Below are 19,161 nucleotides of genomic sequence, written 5' to 3' on the forward strand. Positions count from 1 at the left end.
GTACCGCAGCCCTTAGAGGAACGAAACCGTTTCGTACGTGCGCTGGGTCACGTCGGGAGAGCCGCCGCCGCTCCGCACGAGTTGCTGCGGTCCGCCACCGGGAAAAGCATGGGAAGAGTGAGTTACCTGCGCCTGCCGCACCTCAACGGCGACCTGCTGTGCTTCGTGACCGAGGACGACCTCTGGCTCGCCCCGCTCGACGCCCCGCGCCGGGCCTGGCGGCTCACCGTCGACCGCACCAAGCTCGGCCACCCCCGCTTCTCCCCCGACGGCCGCCACATCGCGTACACGAGCTGGCGCAGTCTCGATCCCGAGGTCCATCTGGTACCGGTGGACGGCGGGCCGGGCCGCCGGCTGACCTACTGGGGCAGCCCCGACACCCGGGTCTGCGGCTGGACGCCCCCGAACGGCGACGAGAGCCCCGAGATCCTCGCCGTCGCCTCGCACGGCGAGCCGTTCTCGTACTTCAGCTGGTCCTACAAGCTCTCCGCCGACGGTGGGCCGGGCCGCAAACTGCCCTGGGGGCCGGTGAGCGACATCCAGGTCGCCGAGATCGACGGGGAACGCAAGACCCTGCTGCTCACCGGCACCCCGCCGCACGAGCCGGCCAGCTGGAAGCGGTACCGGGGCGGGGCGACGGGCAGGCTGTGGCTGCACGGACGACGCCTGCTCGACGGGCACGACGGGCTCGCCAAGGTCGATGGGCACTTGCAGTCCCCGATGTTCGTCGGCGACCGGATCGCCTTCCTCTCCGACCACGAGGGCGTCGGCAACCTGTACTCCTGCGCGTACGACGGCTCCGACCTGCGCCGCCACACCGACCACGACGCGTTCTACGCCCGGCACGCGTCCAGCGACGGCACCCGGGTCGTCTACCAGTGCGCCGGTGATCTGTGGATCGTCGACGACCTGTCCCCGGACTCCGTGCCGCACCGGCTGGACATCACGCTGAGCGGGCCGCGCGCCGGGCGGCGCCGTTACCAGGTGCCCGCCGCGCACCACCTGGACGGCGTCTCGGTGGACGAGACGGGCCGGGCCAGCGCCGTCGTCGTACGCGGCAGCCTGTACTGGCTCACCCACCGCGACGGCCCCGCGCGCACCCTCGCCGACACCCCCGGCGTGCGGGTGCGGCTGCCGGAGATGCTCGGCGCGAGCGGGCGGGTGGCGTATGTGACGGACGCCGAGGGCGAGGACGCGATCGAGATCGTCTCCCTGCCCCGGGCGAGCGGCCGCCGCCCCACCCGGCGGCTGGCCCCGGGGAAGCTGGGCCGGGTGCTGGAGATGGTGGCCGACCCGGACGGCGAACGCCTGGCCGTCGCCTCCCACGACGGCCGCCTGCTGCTCATCGACACCGGCGAGGTTGGCACCGGCGAGGCCGACGAGGGCCAGGGCTCCGCCACCGCCCCCGCCTCCGAAAACCCGGTCACCGAGCTGAGCCGTTCCCTCAACGGGCCCGTGCGCGACCTCGCGTTCTCACCCGACGGCGGGTGGCTCACCTGGTCGCATCCCGGTATCGGGCGGACGCTGCGGCAGATCAAACTGGCCCGGATCAAGGACCGGTTCGTCATCGACGTCACCAACGGCCGCTTTGAGGACGAGAACCCGGTCTTCACCCGGGACGGCCGCTATCTCGCCTTCCTGTCCTGGCGCGGCTTCGACCCGGTCTACGACGTGCACACCGGTGACCTGTCCTTCCCGCTGGGCTGCCGCCCGTACCTGGTGCCGCTGTCCTCGGCGACCCTCTCCCCGTTCGCCCTCACCCCCGAGGGCCGGTCGGCCGCCGGGGGCCTGGACCCGGTGGAGGCCGAGGAGGAGGACCTCGGCGACAGCGGTGGCGCGGTGACCGTCGAGACCGAGGGCCTGGAGAGCAGGGTCACCCCCTTCCCGGTCACCGCCTCCAAGTACTCGGCGCTGCACCCGGTCGCGGGCGGCGGGCTGGTCTGGCTGCGCTGGCCGATCTCGGGCGCGCTCGGCGAGACGTTCGCGAACCCGGACGACACCAGCGGCAGGCCGACCCTCGAGCACTTCAACATCAGCAAGGCGAAGAGGTCCGAACTCGTCGACCACCTGGACCTCTTCGCGGTCAGCGGCGACGGGACGCGGCTGGTCGTGGCCGACGGGGGCGAGCCGCGCGCGGTGCCCGCGACCGAGCCGGGCGACAGCGACTCCACCGTCTGGATCGACGTCCGCCGCATCCTGCACGAGGCCGACCCGGTGGCCGAGTGGCGGCAGTCGTACGAGGAGGCCGGGCGGCTGATCCGGGCCTACTTCTGGGAACCCGGCATGTGCGGCATCGACTGGGACGCGGCGCTCGACCAGTACCGCCCGCTGATCGAACGGGTCGCCTCCCCCGACGAGTTCGCGGACCTGTTGCGTGAACTGCTCGGCGAACTCGGCACCTCGCACGCCTACGTCACCGCCGCCCGCCGCAACGAGGGCCCCCCGCACTACCAGCGCCGCCAGGGCTTCCTCGGCGCCAACCTGGTGCCCCGGGAGGACGGTTGGACGGTCAAACGCATTCTGCCCGGCGACTCCTCCGACTCCCGCGCGCGTTCGCCGCTGGCCGGCACCGGCATCCGTGAGGGCGCGGTCCTCACCCATGTCCACGGCCGTCCGGTGGACCCGGTCGTCGGGCCCTATCCGCTGCTCGCGGGAGCGGGCGGCACGACGGTGGAGCTGACGTTCGCCCCGGCCGAGGGCACCGGCCCGCCCCGCAGGGTCGCCGTCGTCCCGCTGATCGACGAACGCCCCCTGCGCTACCAGGACTGGGTGGCCAAACGACGCGAGGTGGTACGGGAGTTGAGCGGCGGCCGGTGCGGCTATCTGCACATCCCCGACATGGGCGGCTCGGGCTGGGCCCAGTTCAACCGCGATCTGCGCATGGAGGTGTCCCGTCCGGCGCTGATCGTCGACGTGCGCGGCAACGCGGGCGGCCACATCAGCGAACTCGTCGTCGAGACGCTGACCCGCACCATCCTGGGCTGGGACCTCACCCGCGACGCCCAGCCGGTGTCGTACGCGGCCAACGCCCCGCGCGGGCCGGTGGTCGCCCTCGCGGACGAGGCGACGAGCTCCGACGGCGACATGATCACGGCCGCGTTCAAGCTGCTGAAGCTGGGGCCGGTGGTCGGGCAGCGCACCTGGGGCGGGGTGGTCGGCATGACCGGCCGGCACCGGCTGGGGGACGGCACGGTGATCACGGTGCCGATGAACGCGGCCTGGTTCGACGCGTACGGCTGGTCGGTGGAGAACAGGGGCGTCGCCCCCGACCTCGAGGCGCTGCGCACTCCGTTGGACTGGGCGGAGGGCCGGTACCCGGTGCTCGACGAAGCGGTCCGACTGGCCCTGGAACTCCTGGAGACGGAGCCCCCGGCCGCTCCCCCGACCTACAGCGACGTCCCCGACCGCTCCCGCCCGAAGCTGCCACCGAGGACGCGCAGGACGTGAAGGGGCCAGGGATGCAAGGGATGTGCGGGATGCAAGGGACATGAGGAACTTGGAAACGGGAGAAGGGGCGCCCCTGCGGAGGCGCCCCTTCCCGCTTCAGCAAACGGCCTTCAACGGCCGTGCCGAGCAGCGGCGTTCAGCACACGACGTCAGGCGTCGTAGTCTCGGTCGTGACGCTCCTCGGACTCCTTCCGCCCGCGCTGCGGGTTGTTCGGGTCCTCTTCGCGACGACGACCGCGATTCTGGATCTGCTCCTTGGCCTGGCCGGCCTTCTGCTTGGCCTGCTGCTGCATCTGCTCGGACTTCTCCTGAAACTGATCCTTCATGCCCATGTGGGTTCACTCCCGTTGGGGTGTGGGGGATCTTGCCCGACCAGATTCACACAGGCGGTCACTCCCCGCATGTCGATCAGTCACGCACCGTAGTCCGTTGCTGTTCGTCGGCGTTGCCGCCGGCCCCGACCAGGCCCGTGCGCATGCCGGTGAGGCGGTCCGCGAACCGCCGCATCTCCCGCTGCCCGACGGTCCCGATCACGCCGGGCAGGTATCCGCGCACGCCCTGCATCCCGCGCAGCCACCACTGCCCGTACACATGGCTCGAGCGCCGCTCGATCCCGGCCACGATCCGGTCCACCGCGGGCCCCAGCGGATACGTCCTGTTCGCCGGCCACGGCAGCCGCTGCCTGAGTTCCCGCATCACCTCGTCCTGGTCGGCCCCGCGCACCATGTCCGTGTCGGTCCAGGAGAGATAGCCGACGCCGACCCGCACCCCCCGGTGGCCGACCTCGGCCCGCAGACAGTGCGCGTACGCCTCCACACCGGACTTGGAGGCGCAGTACGCGGTCATCATCGGCGCCGGGGTGATCGCGGCGAGCGAGGCGATCTGGAGCAGGTAGCCGCGGCTCGCGATCAGCAGGGGCAGGAACGCGCGGGCGGTGACCGCCGATCCGATCAGGTTGACCTCGACGACCCGCCGCCAGACCTGCGGATCGGAGTCGGCGAACGGACCGCCATGGGCCACACCGGCGTTGGCGACCACGATGTCGACCCGCCCGAACCGCTCCCCGACCTCCCCCGCGACCCGGATCATCGCCTCGTGGTCGGTGACGTCCGCGTGCCAGTGGCCGCTCTCGCCGTGCAGCCGCGCCGAGACCTGCTCGAGCACGTCCGGCTCCAGCCCGACCAGCGCCACCTTCGCCCCGCGCGCGGAGAGCTTGCGCGCGAGCAACTCCCCCACCCCGCGGGCCGCTCCGGTGACGACGGCGACCTTTCCTTCGAGACCGCCCCTGCTCATGCGGCCACCTCGGCGTTCTCGTGGGGCGCTGCGTTCTTCTTCGCGGGTGCGCGCAGGACGGCGTACTCGGACAGGTCCACGCGCCGGGTCTCGCGCCGGAACTCACTGGTCGTGCCCGGCCAGACGGTGGTGTTGCGGCCGCCGGCGTCCAGGTACCAGCTGGTGCAGCCGCCGGTGTTCCACACCGTGCGCTTCATCCGCTGCTGCACCCGGTGGTTCCAGACGCGGACGGCGCTCCGGCGGGCGTCGAGGGCCACCCTGCCTCCCAGGACGTCGAGTTGGCGGAGGTAGTCGGCGAGGTAGTTCAGCTGGGACTCGATCATGAGGATCATCGACGAGTTCCCGAGGCCGGTGTTCGGGCCGATGAGTGTCATCCAGTTGGGGAACCCGGCGGCCGAGGCGCCGCGCAGGGCCTCCATCCCGCCCGCCCACGTCTCGGCGAGGGTCCTGCCCTCCGCGCCCACGACCCGCTCGGCGATGGGCATGTCGGTCACGTGGAACCCGGTGCCGAACACGATCGCGTCGACCTCGGCCCCGGTCCCGTCGGCGGCGACGACGGTCGACCCGCGGACCTCGCTCAACCCACTGGCGACGACATCGACGTTGGGCCGCGCGATCGCCGGATAGTACGTACTGGAGAGCAGGATCCGCTTGCATCCGATGCGGTAGTCGGGGACCAGTCTGGCGCGCAGGGCCGGGTCCTTGACGGCACGGGCCATGTTGCGCTTGGCCAACTGCTCGACGAGACCGAGCTCACCCGGGTGCTTGGTGAACGCCTGCACCTGCAACTCCCTGACCCCCCACAGCAGTCCGCGGCGCAGCCGGGCGGTGAAGGGCAGCGCCCGGTGCAGGGCCCGCTCGGCGCCGCTGATGGCCCGGTCCAGGCGGGGCAGGACCCAGGGCGGGGTGCGCTGGAAGAGGGTGAGCCGGGAGACGAGCGGCTGGATCGACGGCACGATCTGGATCGCCGAGGCCCCCGTGCCGACCATGGCGACCCGCTTGCCGCGCAGGTCGTAGTCGTGGTCCCAGCGGGCGGAGTGGAAGACCTTGCCGGGGAAGGTGTCGAGCCCGGGGATGTCGGGGACCTTGGGGTCGGACAGCGGCCCGGTGGCGGAGACCACGACATCGGCGGTGAGGGTGCCGCTGCCGGTCTCGACCTCCCACCACAGCCGTTCCGTGTCCCACACCATCCGCTTCACCTCCGAGTCGAAGCGGAGGTGCGGGCGCAGTCCGAAGGTGTCGGCGACGTGCTCCAGGTAGGCGCGTATGTGCTCCTGCCCGGAGAAGGAGCGCGGCCAGTCGGGGTGGGGCGCGAAGGAGAAGGAGTACAGGTGGGACGGCACATCGCACGCGCACCCGGGATAGCTGTTGTCCCGCCAGGTGCCGCCGACGCTGCCGGCCCGCTCCAGGACGACGAAGTCGGTGACCCCCTCGCGCCGCAGCCGCACGGCGGCCCCCAGCCCGCCGAACCCGGACCCCACCACCGCGACCCGTACATGCTCGTGCTCGGCCATCCCGAAGCCTCCAGCCCTCGCGCACCACCGAAAACCCCGCCAGTGAACACTGGCGCAATGGGGAGGGTAGGGCAGGGCCGTACTGATGGGTAGGGGGCACGCAAGGAAAGTTACCGCCGGTACGCCCTAGGCTGCTGCCGTGGCAGAGGAGAACGCAGGATCCGGTGAGCGGCGCGAGTACCGCATGGAGGAGCTGGCCCGACGGGCCGGCATCACCGTGCGCACGCTGCGGTTCTACCGCGAACGCAAGCTGATCCCGCCGCCCCGCCGCGAGGGCCGCATCGCCTGGTACGACGACCACCACCTGGCCCGGCTGCGCACGATCACGGCACTCCTGGAGCGCGGCCACACCCTGAACGGCATAGCCGAACTCGCCGAGGCCTTCGACCACGGCCGCGACGTCGGCGAACTCCTCGGCATGGACACCCCCACCGAGGAGACCCCGGTCCGCCTCACCCCCGAGGAACTCGCCGACCATTTCACCGGCGAGGTCACCCCGGAGAACCTGGCCGCCGCGATGGACCTCGGCTACCTCGGCACCGACGGCGAGGAGATCGTCCACATCAGCCGCCGCCTGCTGGACGTCTCCTCCGCCCTGGTCCGCGAGGGCATCCCGCTCGCCGAGGTGCTGCGCGCGGGCCGGGAGGTCCGCGCCCACGCCGAAGCCATGGCCGACCTCTTCGCCGAGCTGATCCTCCGCCACGCCCCCGAGGACGCCGTCCACCGCCTGCGCCCCCTGGCCCGCAGCGTGGTCGACGCCGAACTCTCCCTGGCGATGGACCGCCGCCTGCGCAAGCAGGACTGACACACGGCTCCTAGCGGTCGTAGACCACGGTCACCGGAGCATGGTCCGACCACCGCTCGGTGTGAGCGGCGGCCCGCTCGACGTACGCCTTGACCGCCCGCTCGGCGAGCCCGGGGGTCGCGATGTGGTAGTCGATCCTCCACCCTGTGTCGTTGTCGAAAGCCCGCCCCCGGTACGACCACCACGAGTACGGCCCGTCGTCATCCGGATGCAGCGCCCGTACGACATCCACGTACCCGCCGTCGGCCGGGTCGAGGACCCGCCCCAGCCACTCCCGCTCCTCCGGCAGGAACCCGGAGTTCTTGGTGTTGCCGCGCCAGTTCTTCAGGTCGGCCTGCTGGTGCGCGATGTTCCAGTCCCCGCACACCACGACCTCCCGGCCGTCGGCGGCGGCCCGCTCCCGCAGACCCTTCAGATAGGCGAAAAACTCCCCCATGAAGCGGATCTTCTCGTCCTGCCGCTCGGTACCGACCTCACCGGAGGGCAGATAGAGCGAGGCGACGGTGACCCCGGGCAGATCCACCTCCACGTACCGCCCGCTGCCGTCGAACTCGGCCGACCCGAACCCGATCTGAACCCGATCGGGCGCACGCCGCGTGTACAGCGAAACCCCCGCACGCCCCTTCGCCGCGGCAGGCGCGTGCACCACATGCCACCCCTCGGGCTCCCGGACGTGCTCGGGCAGCTGCTGCGGCTCCGCGCGCACCTCCTGCAGACACACCACATCGGCGGAGGTCCGCTCCAGCCACTCCACGAAGCCCTTCTTCGCGGCGGCGCGCAGTCCGTTGACGTTGACGGAGGTCACAGTGAACATCAGGGCACGATACCGGCACACTGGACGGGTCCCGTTCCGGGCCCGAAAACCGGACCCTCACCCCACCCGGATTGATATACCTTACTGCGCATGAATATCCGCCGCGTCTCCTACGACCACCCCGACGCCGTCAAGCTGAACGACGAGGTCCAGGCCGAGTACCACGTCCGCTACGGCGACGGCGGCGACGCCACCCACATGGACCCCGCGCACTTCCGGCCGCCCAACGGCATCTACCTGCTCGCCTACGACGAGCACGACACCCCCGTCGCCTCCGGCGGCTGGCGCGTCCAGAACACCAACGGCGAGGGCAACCGCGACGGGGACGCCGAGCTGAAGCGGATGTACGTGACCGAGGGAATGCGCGGCCGGGGCCTGGCCCGCCGCATACTGGCCGCCCTGGAGGACGACGCCCGCGCGGCCGGCCGCCTCCGCATGGTCCTGGAAACGGGCACCCAGCAGCCGGAGGCCGTCGCCCTCTACACCTCCAGCGGCTACGAGCCCTGCGAGAAGTTCGGCTACTACCGCTTCCACGACAGCAGCCTCTGCTACGCGAAGCCGCTGTAGTAGATCAACTACGGTGCTAGAACGACTGATCTCAGATCATCACCGATCATTGCCAGAAGATCTCTTCCACGATGATCTGAGGATCTTCGGTCCGCCGGACAAAGGTGTAGTGCAGCCAGCCGTGTCCGTGGTCGAAGAGGAAGACACGACTGCCCTTGGGGAGGTCGGACCGCACCGGCTGGACCTTCATACCTTCGGGAAGGTCCGCATCCGTGTCGACGCCCCGAAAATAGGGGTCCTTCGCCGTGACCAGTTCGGCGCGCACGGCATCGATCGTCTTTCGCACATGCTCCGGCAGCGCATCGCGGACGGCTTGGGCCTTGAGTGTCCAGTCCATCTGCCAGGGCGGGCCCATGAACCCGTCGCCGGTCACTGACCGGGCTCCAGCCGCTGCACCTCGTGCCGGATGTGGGAGGCCTCCTCCAGAAGCGCCTTGGCTTCGGCGATGTCGGTGGATTCTGCCGCGCGGTGGTGGAGATCCGCCATGTGAGCGTCGAGTTTCGGATCTCGGGCGACCGCGAACTCACCCCACCAGCGGGCCATGAAGGCGGGCACGGTACTGATGTCGTAGGCGTCTGCCACGGCCCACTTCCAGTGCTCGTCAAAGTTGGGAAGGAGCTGCGGGGCATGCTGGGCGATGGCAGCACGCAGCGCCTTCGGGTTCCGCTCGGGCATGGGCGGGACGACCGGCGTGGGTTCTGCGGCGTGTGCGGTCATGACCGGATGTACTCCTTCGTGCTCCTTCGGCGCACCGTGACACCGACGATAGCCCGCCTCGACGACGCGGGTGAGCCGTTCCACGCCGGGGTTCTGGTGCCGGGCCGGGTACCCGGCGCGAGGGGTCACGCGGGCGCTCCCGGGGCGCGGCCATCGGCTCCGTGGCCGTCACCTGCGCCACAGGGCTCGTCGGTGCCGTCCGGCGAAGGCAGGCGTCGGCCGCGGGACTCCGCGACGCGCAGCGCGTCGGCGAGGCACTCGGTCAGCCGGAGCGCGGTGTAGCGGACCTCGACGTTCGGGGTCAGGGGGTCGTCCAACACCCGGCGGGCGGCGCGGAGGACATCCAGCCCGTCCGCGAGTTGCCGGGCCTCCGTCGCGTCGGCGAACCGGGACATGATCCCGCCCTCCTCGCCGGGGACGAGGAAGCAGGGCTTGCCTTCCGGCGACAGCCAGGGCAGCAGCCGGAGCGCGGCGAGCGGGTTCGTCATGCGGCCGCCTTCCGGACGCCGCTGGTGTGCTGGTCGAGGTCGGCACCGAAGCCGGCGGCGAGCACGAGGACCCGGCGACGGTGCCGCCGACGCGCCTGCTCCTGTTCCTGCTCGTGAGCGGTGAGGTAGGGCCGGACGAGCCGGGAGGCGGCGCCGTCGAGGGGGAGGTGCAGGCAGTACGGGGAGCGGTGAAGGGGAAGGCGACCGGAGTCGGCGGTACGGGGAACGGAGTACGCGGGTCCGGCGGGGCACCGGTCCCCCGCGCGATGACTTCCGGTGCCAGGCCCGAAGAGAAGGCCCAACCAACGGGCAACCCGGCGGATAAGGTCGTGCATGTCGACGCTCCTTTTCAGCGTTGGCCACGCCCCGGGAGGTCTGGCCACCTCGCCGGGGTTTCGTCGTTTCCGACCATACCCACAACCGCGTCCCCCTGCACCCCACTTCGTCCCGCCGCGTCCCGACGCGGTGAGAAGCGCCCCAACTCTGCACGGTGCACAAGGGTGCATCACCGTGGAGGGATGACTGACCTCCCGCGCTACGAGTACGTGAAACTCGCGGACGCCATCGCTGCCGAAATCGCCTCGGGCAAGCTGCCGCAGGGAGCAGCACTGCCCGGCGAGCGAGCTATGACAGACCTGTACGGCGTGAGCATCGGCACCGTGCGGCGCGCGATCGTCGAACTGCGGAAACGGGGCCTCGTCGCGACGCTGCCCGCGAAGGGGACATACGTCATCGGCCAACCCGGCACACCCGGGAACGAGGAGGGGACCTCCGAGAAGGAGGCCTCCGACTGACGGCTCCGCCCCGCCCCTGCTCAGCCGACTCCGTGCTTCATTGCCGGGCACCGTGTGACGACGCCGGGCACGCAGGCGGCGACCGGAAACTCGCGAACCCGAAACCGAGAGACCGGGGGCGGGTACCTTGCTGAAAACCGTGAGCACTCGGCGAGCAAGTGTCCCTTTCACGCTCAAACGAGCGGCATATGGACAGTGCTGGCCGAAGTGCTCACGGATTTACGACCGCATGGCTCAGCCGAGGCGTCGTACGGGCTCGCCGGCCAGGAATGCCTCGATGTCCTCGACGGCCTGGCCGTAATAGGTGCGGTAGTTGTTCTGCGAGACGTAGCCGAGGTGGGGGGTGGCCAGGAGCCAGGGCGCGGTGCGCAGGGGGTGGTCGGCGGGCAGGGGCTCGACGTCGAAGACGTCCACGCCGGCTCCGGCGATCCGTCCCTCCCGCAGCGCGGCGAGCAGGGCGTCCTGGTCGACGAGGGCCGCCCGTGAGGTGTTCACCAGGTAGGCGGTCGGCTTGAGCAGAGCCAGTTCGGGCGCGCCGATCAGCCCGCGGGTCCGGTCGCTCAGGACGAGGTGGAGCGAGACGAAGTCGCTGGTGGCGAGGAGTTCCTCCTTGGAGCCGGCCAGTTGGACGCCGACCTCGTCCGCGCGTTCCTCGGTGAGGTTCCGGCTCCACGCGACCACCTCCATGCCGAAGGCGAGGCCCACCCGGGCCACCCGGCTGCCGATCTTCCCCAGGCCGAGCAGGCCGAGACGGCGGCCGTGCAGGTCGGCGCCGACCGTGGACTGCCAGGGGCCGTTCGCGCGCAGCGCGTCGTTCTCGGTGACGATGCCGCGGGCGAGGCCGAGCAGCAGCGCCCACGTCAGCTCGACCGGCGGGGTCGACGTGCTTTCCGTACCGCACACGGTCACCCCGTTGCGTTCGGCGGCCGCGTAGTCGATCACCGAGTTGCGCATGCCGGAGGCGATGAGCAGCTTGAGCCGGGGAAGCCGGTCGAGCAGGGAGGCGGGGAAGGGCACCCGCTCCCGAAGGGTCACCACGATGTCGAAGTCCTCGAGCGCGAGGGCCAGTTCGTCCTCGGTGGCGATGTGCTCGGTGAAGCTGACGACCTCCACACGTCCCTGGACGGGGCCCCAGTCGGCCACGGTGGTGGCGACGCCCTGGAAGTCGTCGAGCACGGCACAGCGAAGCCGCATGTCGGTCCTTTCCGTGGATCTCACGGTGCGAGCGTCCGTCGGCGGCGGCCCGACGAAGGCCGAGCCGGTCGGGAATGTACGTCCTGAGGACGCGCCCAGCCGCGCCCCGGGGCAACAGCAGCGGCAGGATATCCATTGCGGCGGACCGGGTGTCCGTGAAGGCTCGTCCCCGGCGTGCACCGACGTACAGGCCGCGCGGCAGGTCGTCACGGTCCTCCCCGACCCCGCCGGTGCGGTGGTCGACGACGGGCTCGCCGTGGCCAGAGGAGTCGCAGCCGCCGGGCAGCAGGTGCCCGACTGCTGAACTTGTTTGATGCGCCCTCGACTTGGGCGGGACGTAACCGCACCTGAGCAGCCGGGGCCTGTGCGCCACCGGTCCGCACCGCGCGCGGAGTTCGCTTACCTGTCAGGTCATCGTCCCCGGCGCCTCGGCGTGTCAAGCTCCCGGTGTACGGAGTTCGACCGACCGGAAGGACACCATGCCCGCCTACGTCATAGCCCACCTGCAAGAGGCCGCTCCGCACCCGGAGGTCGTCGAGTACATCGAGCGCATCCCCGCCACCTTCGAGCCGTACGGCGGACGCTTCCTCGTGCACGCCACGCAGCACGAGGTGAAGGAGGGCAGCTGGCCCGGGCACGTCGTGATGATCGGCTTCCCGGGGATCGCCGAGGCGCGGGCCTGGTGGGACTCACCCGCGTACCAGGAGATCGCCCCGCTGCGCTCACGGCACATCGAGGGCGACATCATCCTGGTCGAAGGCGTACCCGAGGGCTACGAACCGACCGGCGCCGCAAAGGCGATGCGGGAGGCGCTCCCCGCCGAGTAGCCCTGCAAGCTTCAGCCAGGGCGGGATCGTCCACTCAAACAGGCTAGGCGCCCCTCTTTCGGGTGATGGTGAGGGCAGCGTGACGCCCGCCACAGGACCAGGAGGGTTGCTCGCGTCGACACGAAGAAGCCCCCGCCGGTTTCCCGGTGGGGGCTTTCAGCTGCGGTGGACCTGTGGGGATTTGAACCCCAGACCCCCTCGATGCGAACGAGGTGCGCTACCAGACTGCGCCACAGGCCCTTGCAACGAGTGAAACCTTAGCACCCCGATCGGGGTGCTCGGAAATCCGTTGCCGGTGGGGGGCCGGCCGCGGGTTTTCCAAGGTCATTCGTTGACGGCCCGGGGGCGGTCGCCGTCCTCGTACTGGTCGAACAGCGGGGTGCGGCCGCGCTCGCGGGCGCGGCGGGCCGAGGCCGCGCGGAGGGCGTCGTTGCGCCCGTCGGCGTCGGCCTGCTCCTCCGTGCCGGCCCGGTCCCCTTCCGGGGCCGTGTCGTCGGCGGAGCCGGCCGTCTCCTCCGGAGCCGGGGTCACGGCGCTCGAACGCGCCGAGCTCCAGGTGTCCGCGGCGCCGAGGTCCACGTCGCTGGTGGCGCGCGGGGCTACCGGGGCGGTCACGTAGGTGGGCAGTGGCACCGGGACCGGGTCCCAGCTGTCGCCGCCCTGGCCGGGCCGTTGCCGGCGCTCCCGCTGCTGGTCGACCCACTCGGCGTGGTCGGTCTGCTCGACGAGCGCGCGCCGGTCGGCGGCGAGCGCCAGGAGGCCGGGGTCGGTCTCCGGGCCCGGCTCGAGGTCGGGGTTGACGCCCGGCTCGTGTCCCTCCGGTTCGTCGGGGTCCACCTCGTCCACGGACAGGCAGCGGCGCGGCTGGCGTTCCCGCAACCGCTGTGCGGCGACCTCGGCCTGACGGCGGTCCATCTGGTACGCGAAACGGCGGCGTTCCTGGGAGCGCAGGTAGGCGATGTAGACGCTCAGCAGCACCGCGGGCACTCCGGGCGCCCACAGGAAGGCGAGCCCGCCGACCGCGGCGACGATCGCGCCGAGCGTGAAGGCGAGAAAGAGCATCGTGGTGGTGCGCCGGCGCCGGGCGAGCACCCTCGAGCGCCGGGCCCTCGCCGCGGCGGCCTGCTCCGACGGAGACGGCTGGGGCGGCTGGGGCGGCTGGGGCGGCTGGGAAGACTCGACGGACTGCGACGGCGGGGCCTGCTGGGCCGGGAGCGCCGGCTGCGCCCTTCGAGGGGGTGCTCCGCGCCGGGCGGACGGGACGCGCTCGCGCGGGGGGCGTCCGGTCGGCTCATCGGGGGCCGGTTCGGGTACCGCCCGTTCCGGCTGCCGCGCGGGGTGCGGCCGTACGAGCGCCTGCACCTGCTGCGGACGGGTCTGGGACACGGCGAAGGCCCGGACGTCCACCGAATCGGTGACCGCGTCCGGGTCGTGGACGCCCTGCTCCACCTCCTCGGCGGAGCGCGCCCGCAGGTCCTTGGCGTACCGGCGCTCCATTCCCGCCCGTCCGGACAACAATCGGATGGCGGTGCTGAAGCGTTCCGTCGGACGGGCCTCGTTCAGCTCGTCCTGCCTACGGAGCCACATCGGCACCAAGTAGGCGGCCCAGGCCCCGACGATGACTGCGTAGATGAGGCCGCTGCTGCTCACGCCTCACACGGTAGAGGGGTTTAGGTGAGGCCATCCGCCAATTGAGCCGGTGTGTCGCACGATCCGGCTGATATTTCGAACTTTTTTTGCGAACGATGCGATCAGATGACCATGTAAGCCGGGAATTTTCCCACTTCCAGATGGTCACCACGCGATCAAATTCGAACATTTATTCAATTACCCGGGTGGTGCGGGATTCCGGGATGACGCTGTTCGTCACCGGCACGCCCGTCACCTGCCCTTTCCTCACCGGGCCGCCCGTCCCCGCCCGGCTGCTCGTTCCGGGAACGTGCCCGCTGCCAGCGCCTGAGCAAACCCTCGGGCAGTTCCTCCGCCGTGAGCGCGAAGACGAGATGGTCGCGCCAGGCGCCGTCGATGTGCAGATACCGCGGGCGCAGTCCCTCCTCGCGGAATCCGAGTTTCTCCACCACCCGGCGGCTGGGCCCGTTCTCGGGGCGAATGCACACCTCGATCCGGTGCAGTCCGACGGTACGGAAACAGTGGTCCACGGCCATCGCCACGGCCGTCGGCATCACCCCGCGGCCGGCCACCGCCTCGTCGACCCAGTAGCCGACGTGCCCCGAGCACATCGAGCCCCAGGTGATCCCGGCTACCGTCAACTGGCCGACCAGACGCCCCTGGTACTCGATGACGAAGGGCAGCATCCGCCCCGCGTGCGCCTCCGCCCTCAGGTGACGGACCATCTGACGGTAGGTCGGCCGGTGCACGATCGGACCGGACGGGGTGGGCGGCGGGATCGTCGCCTCCCAGGGGCGCAGCCAGTCGCGGTTGCGCCGGTTGACCTCGCGCCAGGCCCGCTGGTCGCGCAGCTTTATCGGCCGGAGGACGACATCGCCGGCCACCAGCTCCACGGGCCAGGATGAACCGTTCAGCTCGCACCCCCGCCACTGGTACCGGTTCTGGAGTGGTCACCGCCGCGCAGTTGGTCGACCGCGTGCTTCAGCAGCGGCTCCAGGACGGCCAGCCCGTCCTTCACCCCGCCGCTGGACCCGGGCAGGTTGACGATCAGCGTCCGGCCCGCGACGCCCGCGAGGCCCCGGGAGAGGGCCGCCGTGGGCACCTTGTCCCGGCCGTACGCCCGGATGGCCTCCGCGATGCCGGGCACCTCGTGGCCGATCACCGCGCGGGTCGCCTCGGGGGTGCGGTCGGTGGGCGAGACGCCGGTGCCGCCGGTGGTCACGATGACGTCGTACCCGGCCTCGGCGCCCGCGCGCAGCGCGGCCTCCACGGGGTCGCCGTCCGGGACCACCTGCGGGCCGTCGACGGCGAAGCCGAAGCGCCGCAGGCCCTCGGCTATCAGGGGTCCGCCCGTGTCCTGGTAGACGCCGGCGGCGGCCCGGTTGGACGCGGTGACCACCAGTGCGCGGTAGCTCATGCCCTGCTCCAGTCGCCCGACTTGCCGCCCGTCTTCTCCTCCACCCGCACGTCCGTGATGACCGCCTTCTTGTCGACCGCCTTGACCATGTCGATCACGGTGAGCGCGGCGACGGAGACCGCGGTGAGCGCCTCCATCTCCACGCCCGTGCGGTCCGTCGTCTTCACCGTGGCCGTGATCTCCACGGCGTCGTCCACGACCGACAGGTCCAGTTTCACACCGGACACCGCCAAGGGGTGACACAGCGGAATCAGGTCGGGGGTGCGTTTGGCGCCCATGATGCCCGCGATCCGCGCGGTGGCCAGGGCGTCGCCCTTGGGGACGCCCTCGCCGCGCAGCAGTTCGATCACGCGGGGCGAGACCAGGACGCGGCCGGTGGCGCGGGCGGTGCGCGCGGTGACGTCCTTGCCGGACACGTCGACCATCCGGGCGGCGCCCGCCTCGTCGATGTGCGTCAGACGGCGCTGGTCAGGGTGTCCGGGGGTCTCCCCCCGGGAAGGCACGGTCATGATCGTGTGGTGCTCCCGGTCCGGGCCCGCCGCGGTGCGGCGCACGGGCCTGCTGTGCGCGACACGGTACCGCCAACCGGTCGGGCTCAGCCGAGCAGGACCACCTCGAGCTCGGTACCGGGTGCGACGGACTCGACGTCCTCGGGGACGACGATCAGCGCGTTCGCCTGTGCGAGGGCGGCCACCAGGTGGGATCCGGCGCCGCCGACCGGGGTCACCTCGCCGTCGGCGTACCGGCCGCGCAGGAACTGGCGGCGGCCCTTCGGCGAGGTCAGCGGCCCGTCCGCGGTCAGGGTCGCTCGGGTTCTCGGCCGGTGGACGTCCGTGAGGCCCATCAGGGTGCGGATGGCGGGACGCACGAACAGCTCGAAGGAGACGTACGAGGAGACCGGGTTGCCGGGGAGGGCCAGCAGCGGGGTGTGCTCGGGGCCGATGGAGCCGAAGCCCTGGGGCTTGCCGGGCTGCATGGCGAGCTTGCGGAAGTCGATGCCGCTGCCCGGCTCGTCCTCGTCGCCCACGGAGGACAAAGCCTCCCTGACCACGTCGTACGCCCCGACGCTCACCCCGCCGGTGGTGACCATCAGGTCGGCGCGCACCAGCTGGTCCTCGATGGTGTCGCGGAGGGTGTCGGCGTCGTCCGCGACGGCGCCCACGCGGTAGGCGATGGCGCCGGCGTCCCGGGCGCAGGCGGTGAGGGAGAAGCTGTTGGAGTCGTAGATCTGACCGGCGCTCAGTTCCTCGTCGGGCTGGACGAGTTCGCTGCCGGTGGACATCACCACCACGCGCGGGCGCGGGTGCACGCGGACCGTGCCGCGGCCGATCGCGGCCAGCAGGGAGATCTGCGGCGGGCCGAGGACGGTCCCGGCCGTCAGGGCGCGGTCGCCGGCCCGTACGTCGCTGCCCTCGGCGCGCACATGCGCGCGTGCCCGGACCGGGCGGTGGACGAGCACCTGCCCGGTGGCGCCCTCGGGGGCCTGGCTGCGGGCCCGCATCTCGGTGACCGGGCCCTCGCCGAGCCCGCCGTCGGTCCACTCGACGGGGACGACGGCCTCGGCGCCGGGCGGGAGCGGTGCTCCGGTCATGATGCGCGCCGCCTGGCCGGGTCCGACCCGGAGCGGGTCGGACTGGCCGGCCGCGACGTCACCGACGACCTCCAGGGCGGCCGGGTACTGCTCGCTCGCGCCCGCGACGTCCGTGACCCGTACCGCGTACCCGTCCATGGAGCTGTTGTCGAACGGCGGCAGCGACACCGGCACCGTGACGTCCTCGACCAGGACGCAGCCCTGGGCGTCGAGGAGGTTCAGCTCGATGGGTTCCAGGGGGCGGACGGTGGCGAGGATGTCGTCCAGGTGCTCGTCCACCGACCAGAGGTGGTCCGGGCCTGCGGTGCGGGGCGCGGCGGTGCTCAACGTTCCTGCATCTCCTCGGTGACGTAACGGCGGAGCCAGGCCCGGAAGTCCGGGCCCAGGTCTTCACGTTCGCACGCGAGTCGGACAATGGCACGCAGGTAGTCGCCTCGGTCGCCGGTGTCATAGCGGCGGCCCTTGAAGACCACGCCGTGCACCGGGCCGCCGAGCTTCCCCGCGGCGCCAGCCGCTGATGTATGCGTCGCGGCCAGCTGCTGGAGGGCGTCGGTGAGCTGGATCTCGCCGCCGCGGCCCGGCTCGGTCTTGCGCAGTACGTCGAAGACGGCCGGGTCGAGGACGTAGCGGCCGATGATGGCGTAGTTGGAGGGCGCTTCGGCCGGTTCGGGCTTCTCGACCAGGCCGCTGACCCGGACCACGTCGGAGTCGGCGGTGCTCTCGACGGCGGCGGAGCCGTAGAGGTGGATCTGCTCCGGGGCGACCTCCATGAGCGCGATGACGCTGCCGCCGTGCTGCTCCTGGACCTCGATCATGCGCTGGAGCAGGCAGTCGCGCGGGTCGATCAGGTCGTCGCCGAGAAGGACGGCGAAGGCTTCGTCGCCGACGTGCGGGGCGGCGCACAGGACGGCGTGGCCGAGCCCTTTGGGGTCGCCCTGGCGGACGTAGTGCATGGTCGCGAGGTCGCTGGATTCCTGGACCTTGGCGAGGCGCGCGGCATCACCCTTTCGGTCGAGGGCCGACTCCAGTTCGTAATTGCGGTCGAAATGATCCTCCAGGGGGCGTTTGTTGCGGCCCGTCACCATGAGGACGTCGTCGAGACCGGCGGCTGCGGCCTCTTCGACCACGTACTGGATCGCCGGCTTGTCCACGACCGGCAGCATCTCCTTGGGAGTGGCCTTGGTGGCCGGAAGGAACCGGGTGCCGAGGCCTGCTGCGGGGATGACAGCCTTGCTGATCCGAGGGTGCGACTGAATCATGCCCGCAACCATATCCGGTGCCTTTGCGAGGAATCTGCGACTCCGGATATCTGATACTCATATGAGCACAATGAGACGGCGCAGGGACAGAATTGAGACACGACGACCGCGCGAACGATCCTGACAAGCGGGTATTGCGACGGGAAATCCTCCTGGCGAGGAACAGGTTGACGGCGGATGACGTGCGGGAGTCCGCGACCGCGTTGGCCGACCGCGCGCTCGGGCTGCCCGAACTGACACACGCGCGCACGGTGGCGGCGTACGTCTCCGTCGGAAGTGAACCCGGCACGATCGTGCTGCTCGACGCGCTGCGCGCGCGGGGCGTACGCGTGCTGCTGCCGGCCCTGCTCCCCGACAACGATCTGGACTGGGGCGCGTACACCGGCGAGGGCTCGCTCGCGCGTGTGCGCCACGGCGGGCGGATGGCCCTGCTCGAGCCGGCCGGGGAGCGCCTCGGGCCGGACGCCGTGACCGGAGCGGACGCCGTGCTGCTGCCGGGCCTGGCCGTGGACGCCCGCGGGATGCGGCTGGGGCGCGGCGGCGGCTCGTACGACCGGGTGCTGGCCCGGCTGGAGCGCGCGGGCGCGCACCCGGCCCTGGTGGTGCTGCTGTACGACACCGAGGTGGTCGAGCGGGTCCCCGAGGAGCCCCACGACCGGCCGGTGCACGCGGTGGTGACCCCGTCGGGGGTGCGGCGGTTCGGTTGAGCGACGACACCGTTCCGGTGGCCTCGGCGGTCCCGGCGGTCCCGGCATGAGGAAGGCGGCCGTCACGCGCGCGTGGCGGCCGCCTTCCTCATGCCTCA

21 protein-coding genes and 1 tRNA gene are annotated in these 19,161 nt (G+C 71.4%); 6 read left to right on the forward strand and 16 right to left on the reverse strand.

Going from position 1 to position 19,161, the window contains the following annotated elements; all coding sequences use genetic code 11:
- Positions 1-117: 117 nt before the first annotated feature.
- The gene (locus DIZ27_RS22750) at positions 118-3,447 is read left to right on the forward strand and encodes a S41 family peptidase (protein WP_109380294.1); all 3,330 of its coding nucleotides are present in this window, start codon (positions 118-120) and stop codon (positions 3,445-3,447) included.
- Between the two features lie 149 nt (positions 3,448-3,596).
- Here the strand turns inward: DIZ27_RS22750 and DIZ27_RS22755 are convergent, their stop codons facing one another.
- The 3 genes from DIZ27_RS22755 to DIZ27_RS22765 form a co-directional block, all read right to left on the reverse strand.
- A complete protein-coding gene (locus DIZ27_RS22755; RefSeq protein ID WP_109380295.1) occupies positions 3,597-3,779 on the reverse strand; it encodes a hypothetical protein in 183 nt (60 codons plus the stop codon).
- Between the two features lie 76 nt (positions 3,780-3,855).
- Complete coding sequence (locus DIZ27_RS22760) at positions 3,856-4,740, reverse strand: SDR family oxidoreductase (protein ID WP_109380296.1); 885 nt, start codon at positions 4,738-4,740, stop codon at positions 3,856-3,858.
- The gene (locus tag DIZ27_RS22765) at positions 4,737-6,254 is read right to left on the reverse strand and encodes an NAD(P)/FAD-dependent oxidoreductase (protein ID WP_109380297.1); all 1,518 of its coding nucleotides are present in this window, start codon (positions 6,252-6,254) and stop codon (positions 4,737-4,739) included. Before DIZ27_RS22765 ends, DIZ27_RS22760 begins: the two co-directional genes overlap by 4 nt.
- Positions 6,255-6,438: 184 nt before the next feature.
- On the opposite strand from DIZ27_RS22765, the gene DIZ27_RS22770 reads away from it, so the two are divergent.
- Positions 6,439-7,059 carry a MerR family transcriptional regulator gene (locus tag DIZ27_RS22770; protein ID WP_109380407.1) on the forward strand — a complete coding sequence of 207 codons (621 nt, stop codon included), beginning with the start codon at positions 6,439-6,441 and terminating at the stop codon, positions 7,057-7,059.
- 10 nt (positions 7,060-7,069) lie between these two features.
- On the opposite strand, the gene DIZ27_RS22775 is transcribed toward DIZ27_RS22770, so the two are convergent.
- Positions 7,070-7,873, reverse strand: coding sequence for an exodeoxyribonuclease III (locus DIZ27_RS22775; protein ID WP_181383647.1), 804 nt, complete (start codon positions 7,871-7,873; stop codon positions 7,070-7,072).
- A gap of 90 nt (positions 7,874-7,963) precedes the next feature.
- Here DIZ27_RS22775 and DIZ27_RS22780 point away from each other — a divergent pair, with 90 nt between their 5' ends.
- Positions 7,964-8,440 (forward strand): GNAT family N-acetyltransferase, encoded by a 477-nt coding sequence (locus DIZ27_RS22780; protein WP_109380299.1) that lies wholly within the window; start codon positions 7,964-7,966, stop codon positions 8,438-8,440.
- A gap of 46 nt (positions 8,441-8,486) precedes the next feature.
- Here the strand turns inward: DIZ27_RS22780 and DIZ27_RS22785 are convergent, their stop codons facing one another.
- From DIZ27_RS22785 to DIZ27_RS22800, 4 genes are all read right to left on the reverse strand, one after another.
- The gene (locus DIZ27_RS22785) at positions 8,487-8,813 is read right to left on the reverse strand and encodes a hypothetical protein (RefSeq protein ID WP_309074893.1); all 327 of its coding nucleotides are present in this window, start codon (positions 8,811-8,813) and stop codon (positions 8,487-8,489) included.
- Positions 8,810-9,157: a DUF6247 family protein gene (locus DIZ27_RS22790; RefSeq protein WP_109380409.1), complete on the reverse strand. Its 348-nt coding sequence runs from the start codon at positions 9,155-9,157 to the stop codon at positions 8,810-8,812. The genes DIZ27_RS22785 and DIZ27_RS22790 overlap by 4 nt, the downstream gene beginning before the upstream one ends.
- Positions 9,158-9,282: 125 nt before the next feature.
- Positions 9,283-9,645 carry a hypothetical protein gene (locus tag DIZ27_RS22795; protein ID WP_109380300.1) on the reverse strand — a complete coding sequence of 121 codons (363 nt, stop codon included), beginning with the start codon at positions 9,643-9,645 and terminating at the stop codon, positions 9,283-9,285.
- The gene (locus DIZ27_RS22800) at positions 9,642-9,980 is read right to left on the reverse strand and encodes a hypothetical protein (RefSeq protein WP_109380301.1); all 339 of its coding nucleotides are present in this window, start codon (positions 9,978-9,980) and stop codon (positions 9,642-9,644) included. The genes DIZ27_RS22795 and DIZ27_RS22800 overlap by 4 nt, the downstream gene beginning before the upstream one ends.
- Before the next feature lie 183 nt (positions 9,981-10,163).
- On the opposite strand from DIZ27_RS22800, the gene DIZ27_RS22805 reads away from it, so the two are divergent.
- Positions 10,164-10,439 carry a winged helix-turn-helix domain-containing protein gene (locus tag DIZ27_RS22805; RefSeq protein WP_109380302.1) on the forward strand — a complete coding sequence of 92 codons (276 nt, stop codon included), beginning with the start codon at positions 10,164-10,166 and terminating at the stop codon, positions 10,437-10,439.
- Positions 10,440-10,673: 234 nt separating this feature from the next.
- Here DIZ27_RS22805 and DIZ27_RS22810 read toward each other — a convergent pair whose 3' ends face one another.
- A complete protein-coding gene (locus DIZ27_RS22810; RefSeq protein ID WP_109380303.1) occupies positions 10,674-11,633 on the reverse strand; it encodes a D-2-hydroxyacid dehydrogenase family protein in 960 nt (319 codons plus the stop codon).
- A gap of 479 nt (positions 11,634-12,112) precedes the next feature.
- Between DIZ27_RS22810 and DIZ27_RS22820 the strand changes: the two genes are divergently transcribed.
- Positions 12,113-12,460, forward strand: a complete 348-nt coding sequence (locus DIZ27_RS22820) for a DUF1330 domain-containing protein (protein WP_109380305.1) — start codon at positions 12,113-12,115, stop codon at positions 12,458-12,460.
- A 166-nt stretch (positions 12,461-12,626) separates the two neighbouring features.
- Here the strand turns inward: DIZ27_RS22820 and DIZ27_RS22825 are convergent.
- The 7 genes from DIZ27_RS22825 to galU form a co-directional block, all read right to left on the reverse strand.
- Positions 12,627-12,700 (reverse strand) — tRNA-Ala (locus DIZ27_RS22825).
- 84 nt (positions 12,701-12,784) lie between these two features.
- A complete protein-coding gene (gene glpR, locus DIZ27_RS22830) occupies positions 12,785-14,110 on the reverse strand; it encodes a gephyrin-like molybdotransferase receptor GlpR (RefSeq protein ID WP_109380306.1) in 1,326 nt (441 codons plus the stop codon).
- Positions 14,111-14,283: 173 nt separating this feature from the next.
- Positions 14,284-14,982 (reverse strand): GNAT family N-acetyltransferase, encoded by a 699-nt coding sequence (locus DIZ27_RS22835; protein ID WP_109380307.1) that lies wholly within the window; start codon positions 14,980-14,982, stop codon positions 14,284-14,286.
- 17 nt (positions 14,983-14,999) lie between these two features.
- Positions 15,000-15,506: a molybdenum cofactor biosynthesis protein B gene (locus tag DIZ27_RS22840; RefSeq protein ID WP_109380308.1), complete on the reverse strand. Its 507-nt coding sequence runs from the start codon at positions 15,504-15,506 to the stop codon at positions 15,000-15,002.
- Positions 15,503-16,015 (reverse strand): cyclic pyranopterin monophosphate synthase MoaC, encoded by a 513-nt coding sequence (gene moaC, locus DIZ27_RS22845; protein ID WP_109380410.1) that lies wholly within the window; start codon positions 16,013-16,015, stop codon positions 15,503-15,505. Before moaC ends, DIZ27_RS22840 begins: the two co-directional genes overlap by 4 nt.
- Positions 16,016-16,101: 86 nt before the next feature.
- Positions 16,102-17,424, reverse strand: coding sequence for a gephyrin-like molybdotransferase Glp (glp, locus tag DIZ27_RS22850; RefSeq protein ID WP_109380309.1), 1,323 nt, complete (start codon positions 17,422-17,424; stop codon positions 16,102-16,104).
- Complete coding sequence (gene galU, locus DIZ27_RS22855) at positions 17,421-18,356, reverse strand: UTP--glucose-1-phosphate uridylyltransferase GalU (protein WP_109380310.1); 936 nt, start codon at positions 18,354-18,356, stop codon at positions 17,421-17,423. The genes glp and galU overlap by 4 nt, the downstream gene beginning before the upstream one ends.
- A gap of 92 nt (positions 18,357-18,448) precedes the next feature.
- Between galU and DIZ27_RS22860 the strand changes: the two genes are divergently transcribed.
- Positions 18,449-19,063 carry a 5-formyltetrahydrofolate cyclo-ligase gene (locus DIZ27_RS22860; protein WP_109380311.1) on the forward strand — a complete coding sequence of 205 codons (615 nt, stop codon included), beginning with the start codon at positions 18,449-18,451 and terminating at the stop codon, positions 19,061-19,063.
- Positions 19,064-19,161 lie beyond the last annotated feature (98 nt).

It is taken from the genome of Streptomyces sp. NWU339 (genome assembly GCF_003143855.1).
Classification (GTDB): Bacteria; Actinomycetota; Actinomycetes; order Streptomycetales; family Streptomycetaceae; genus Streptomyces.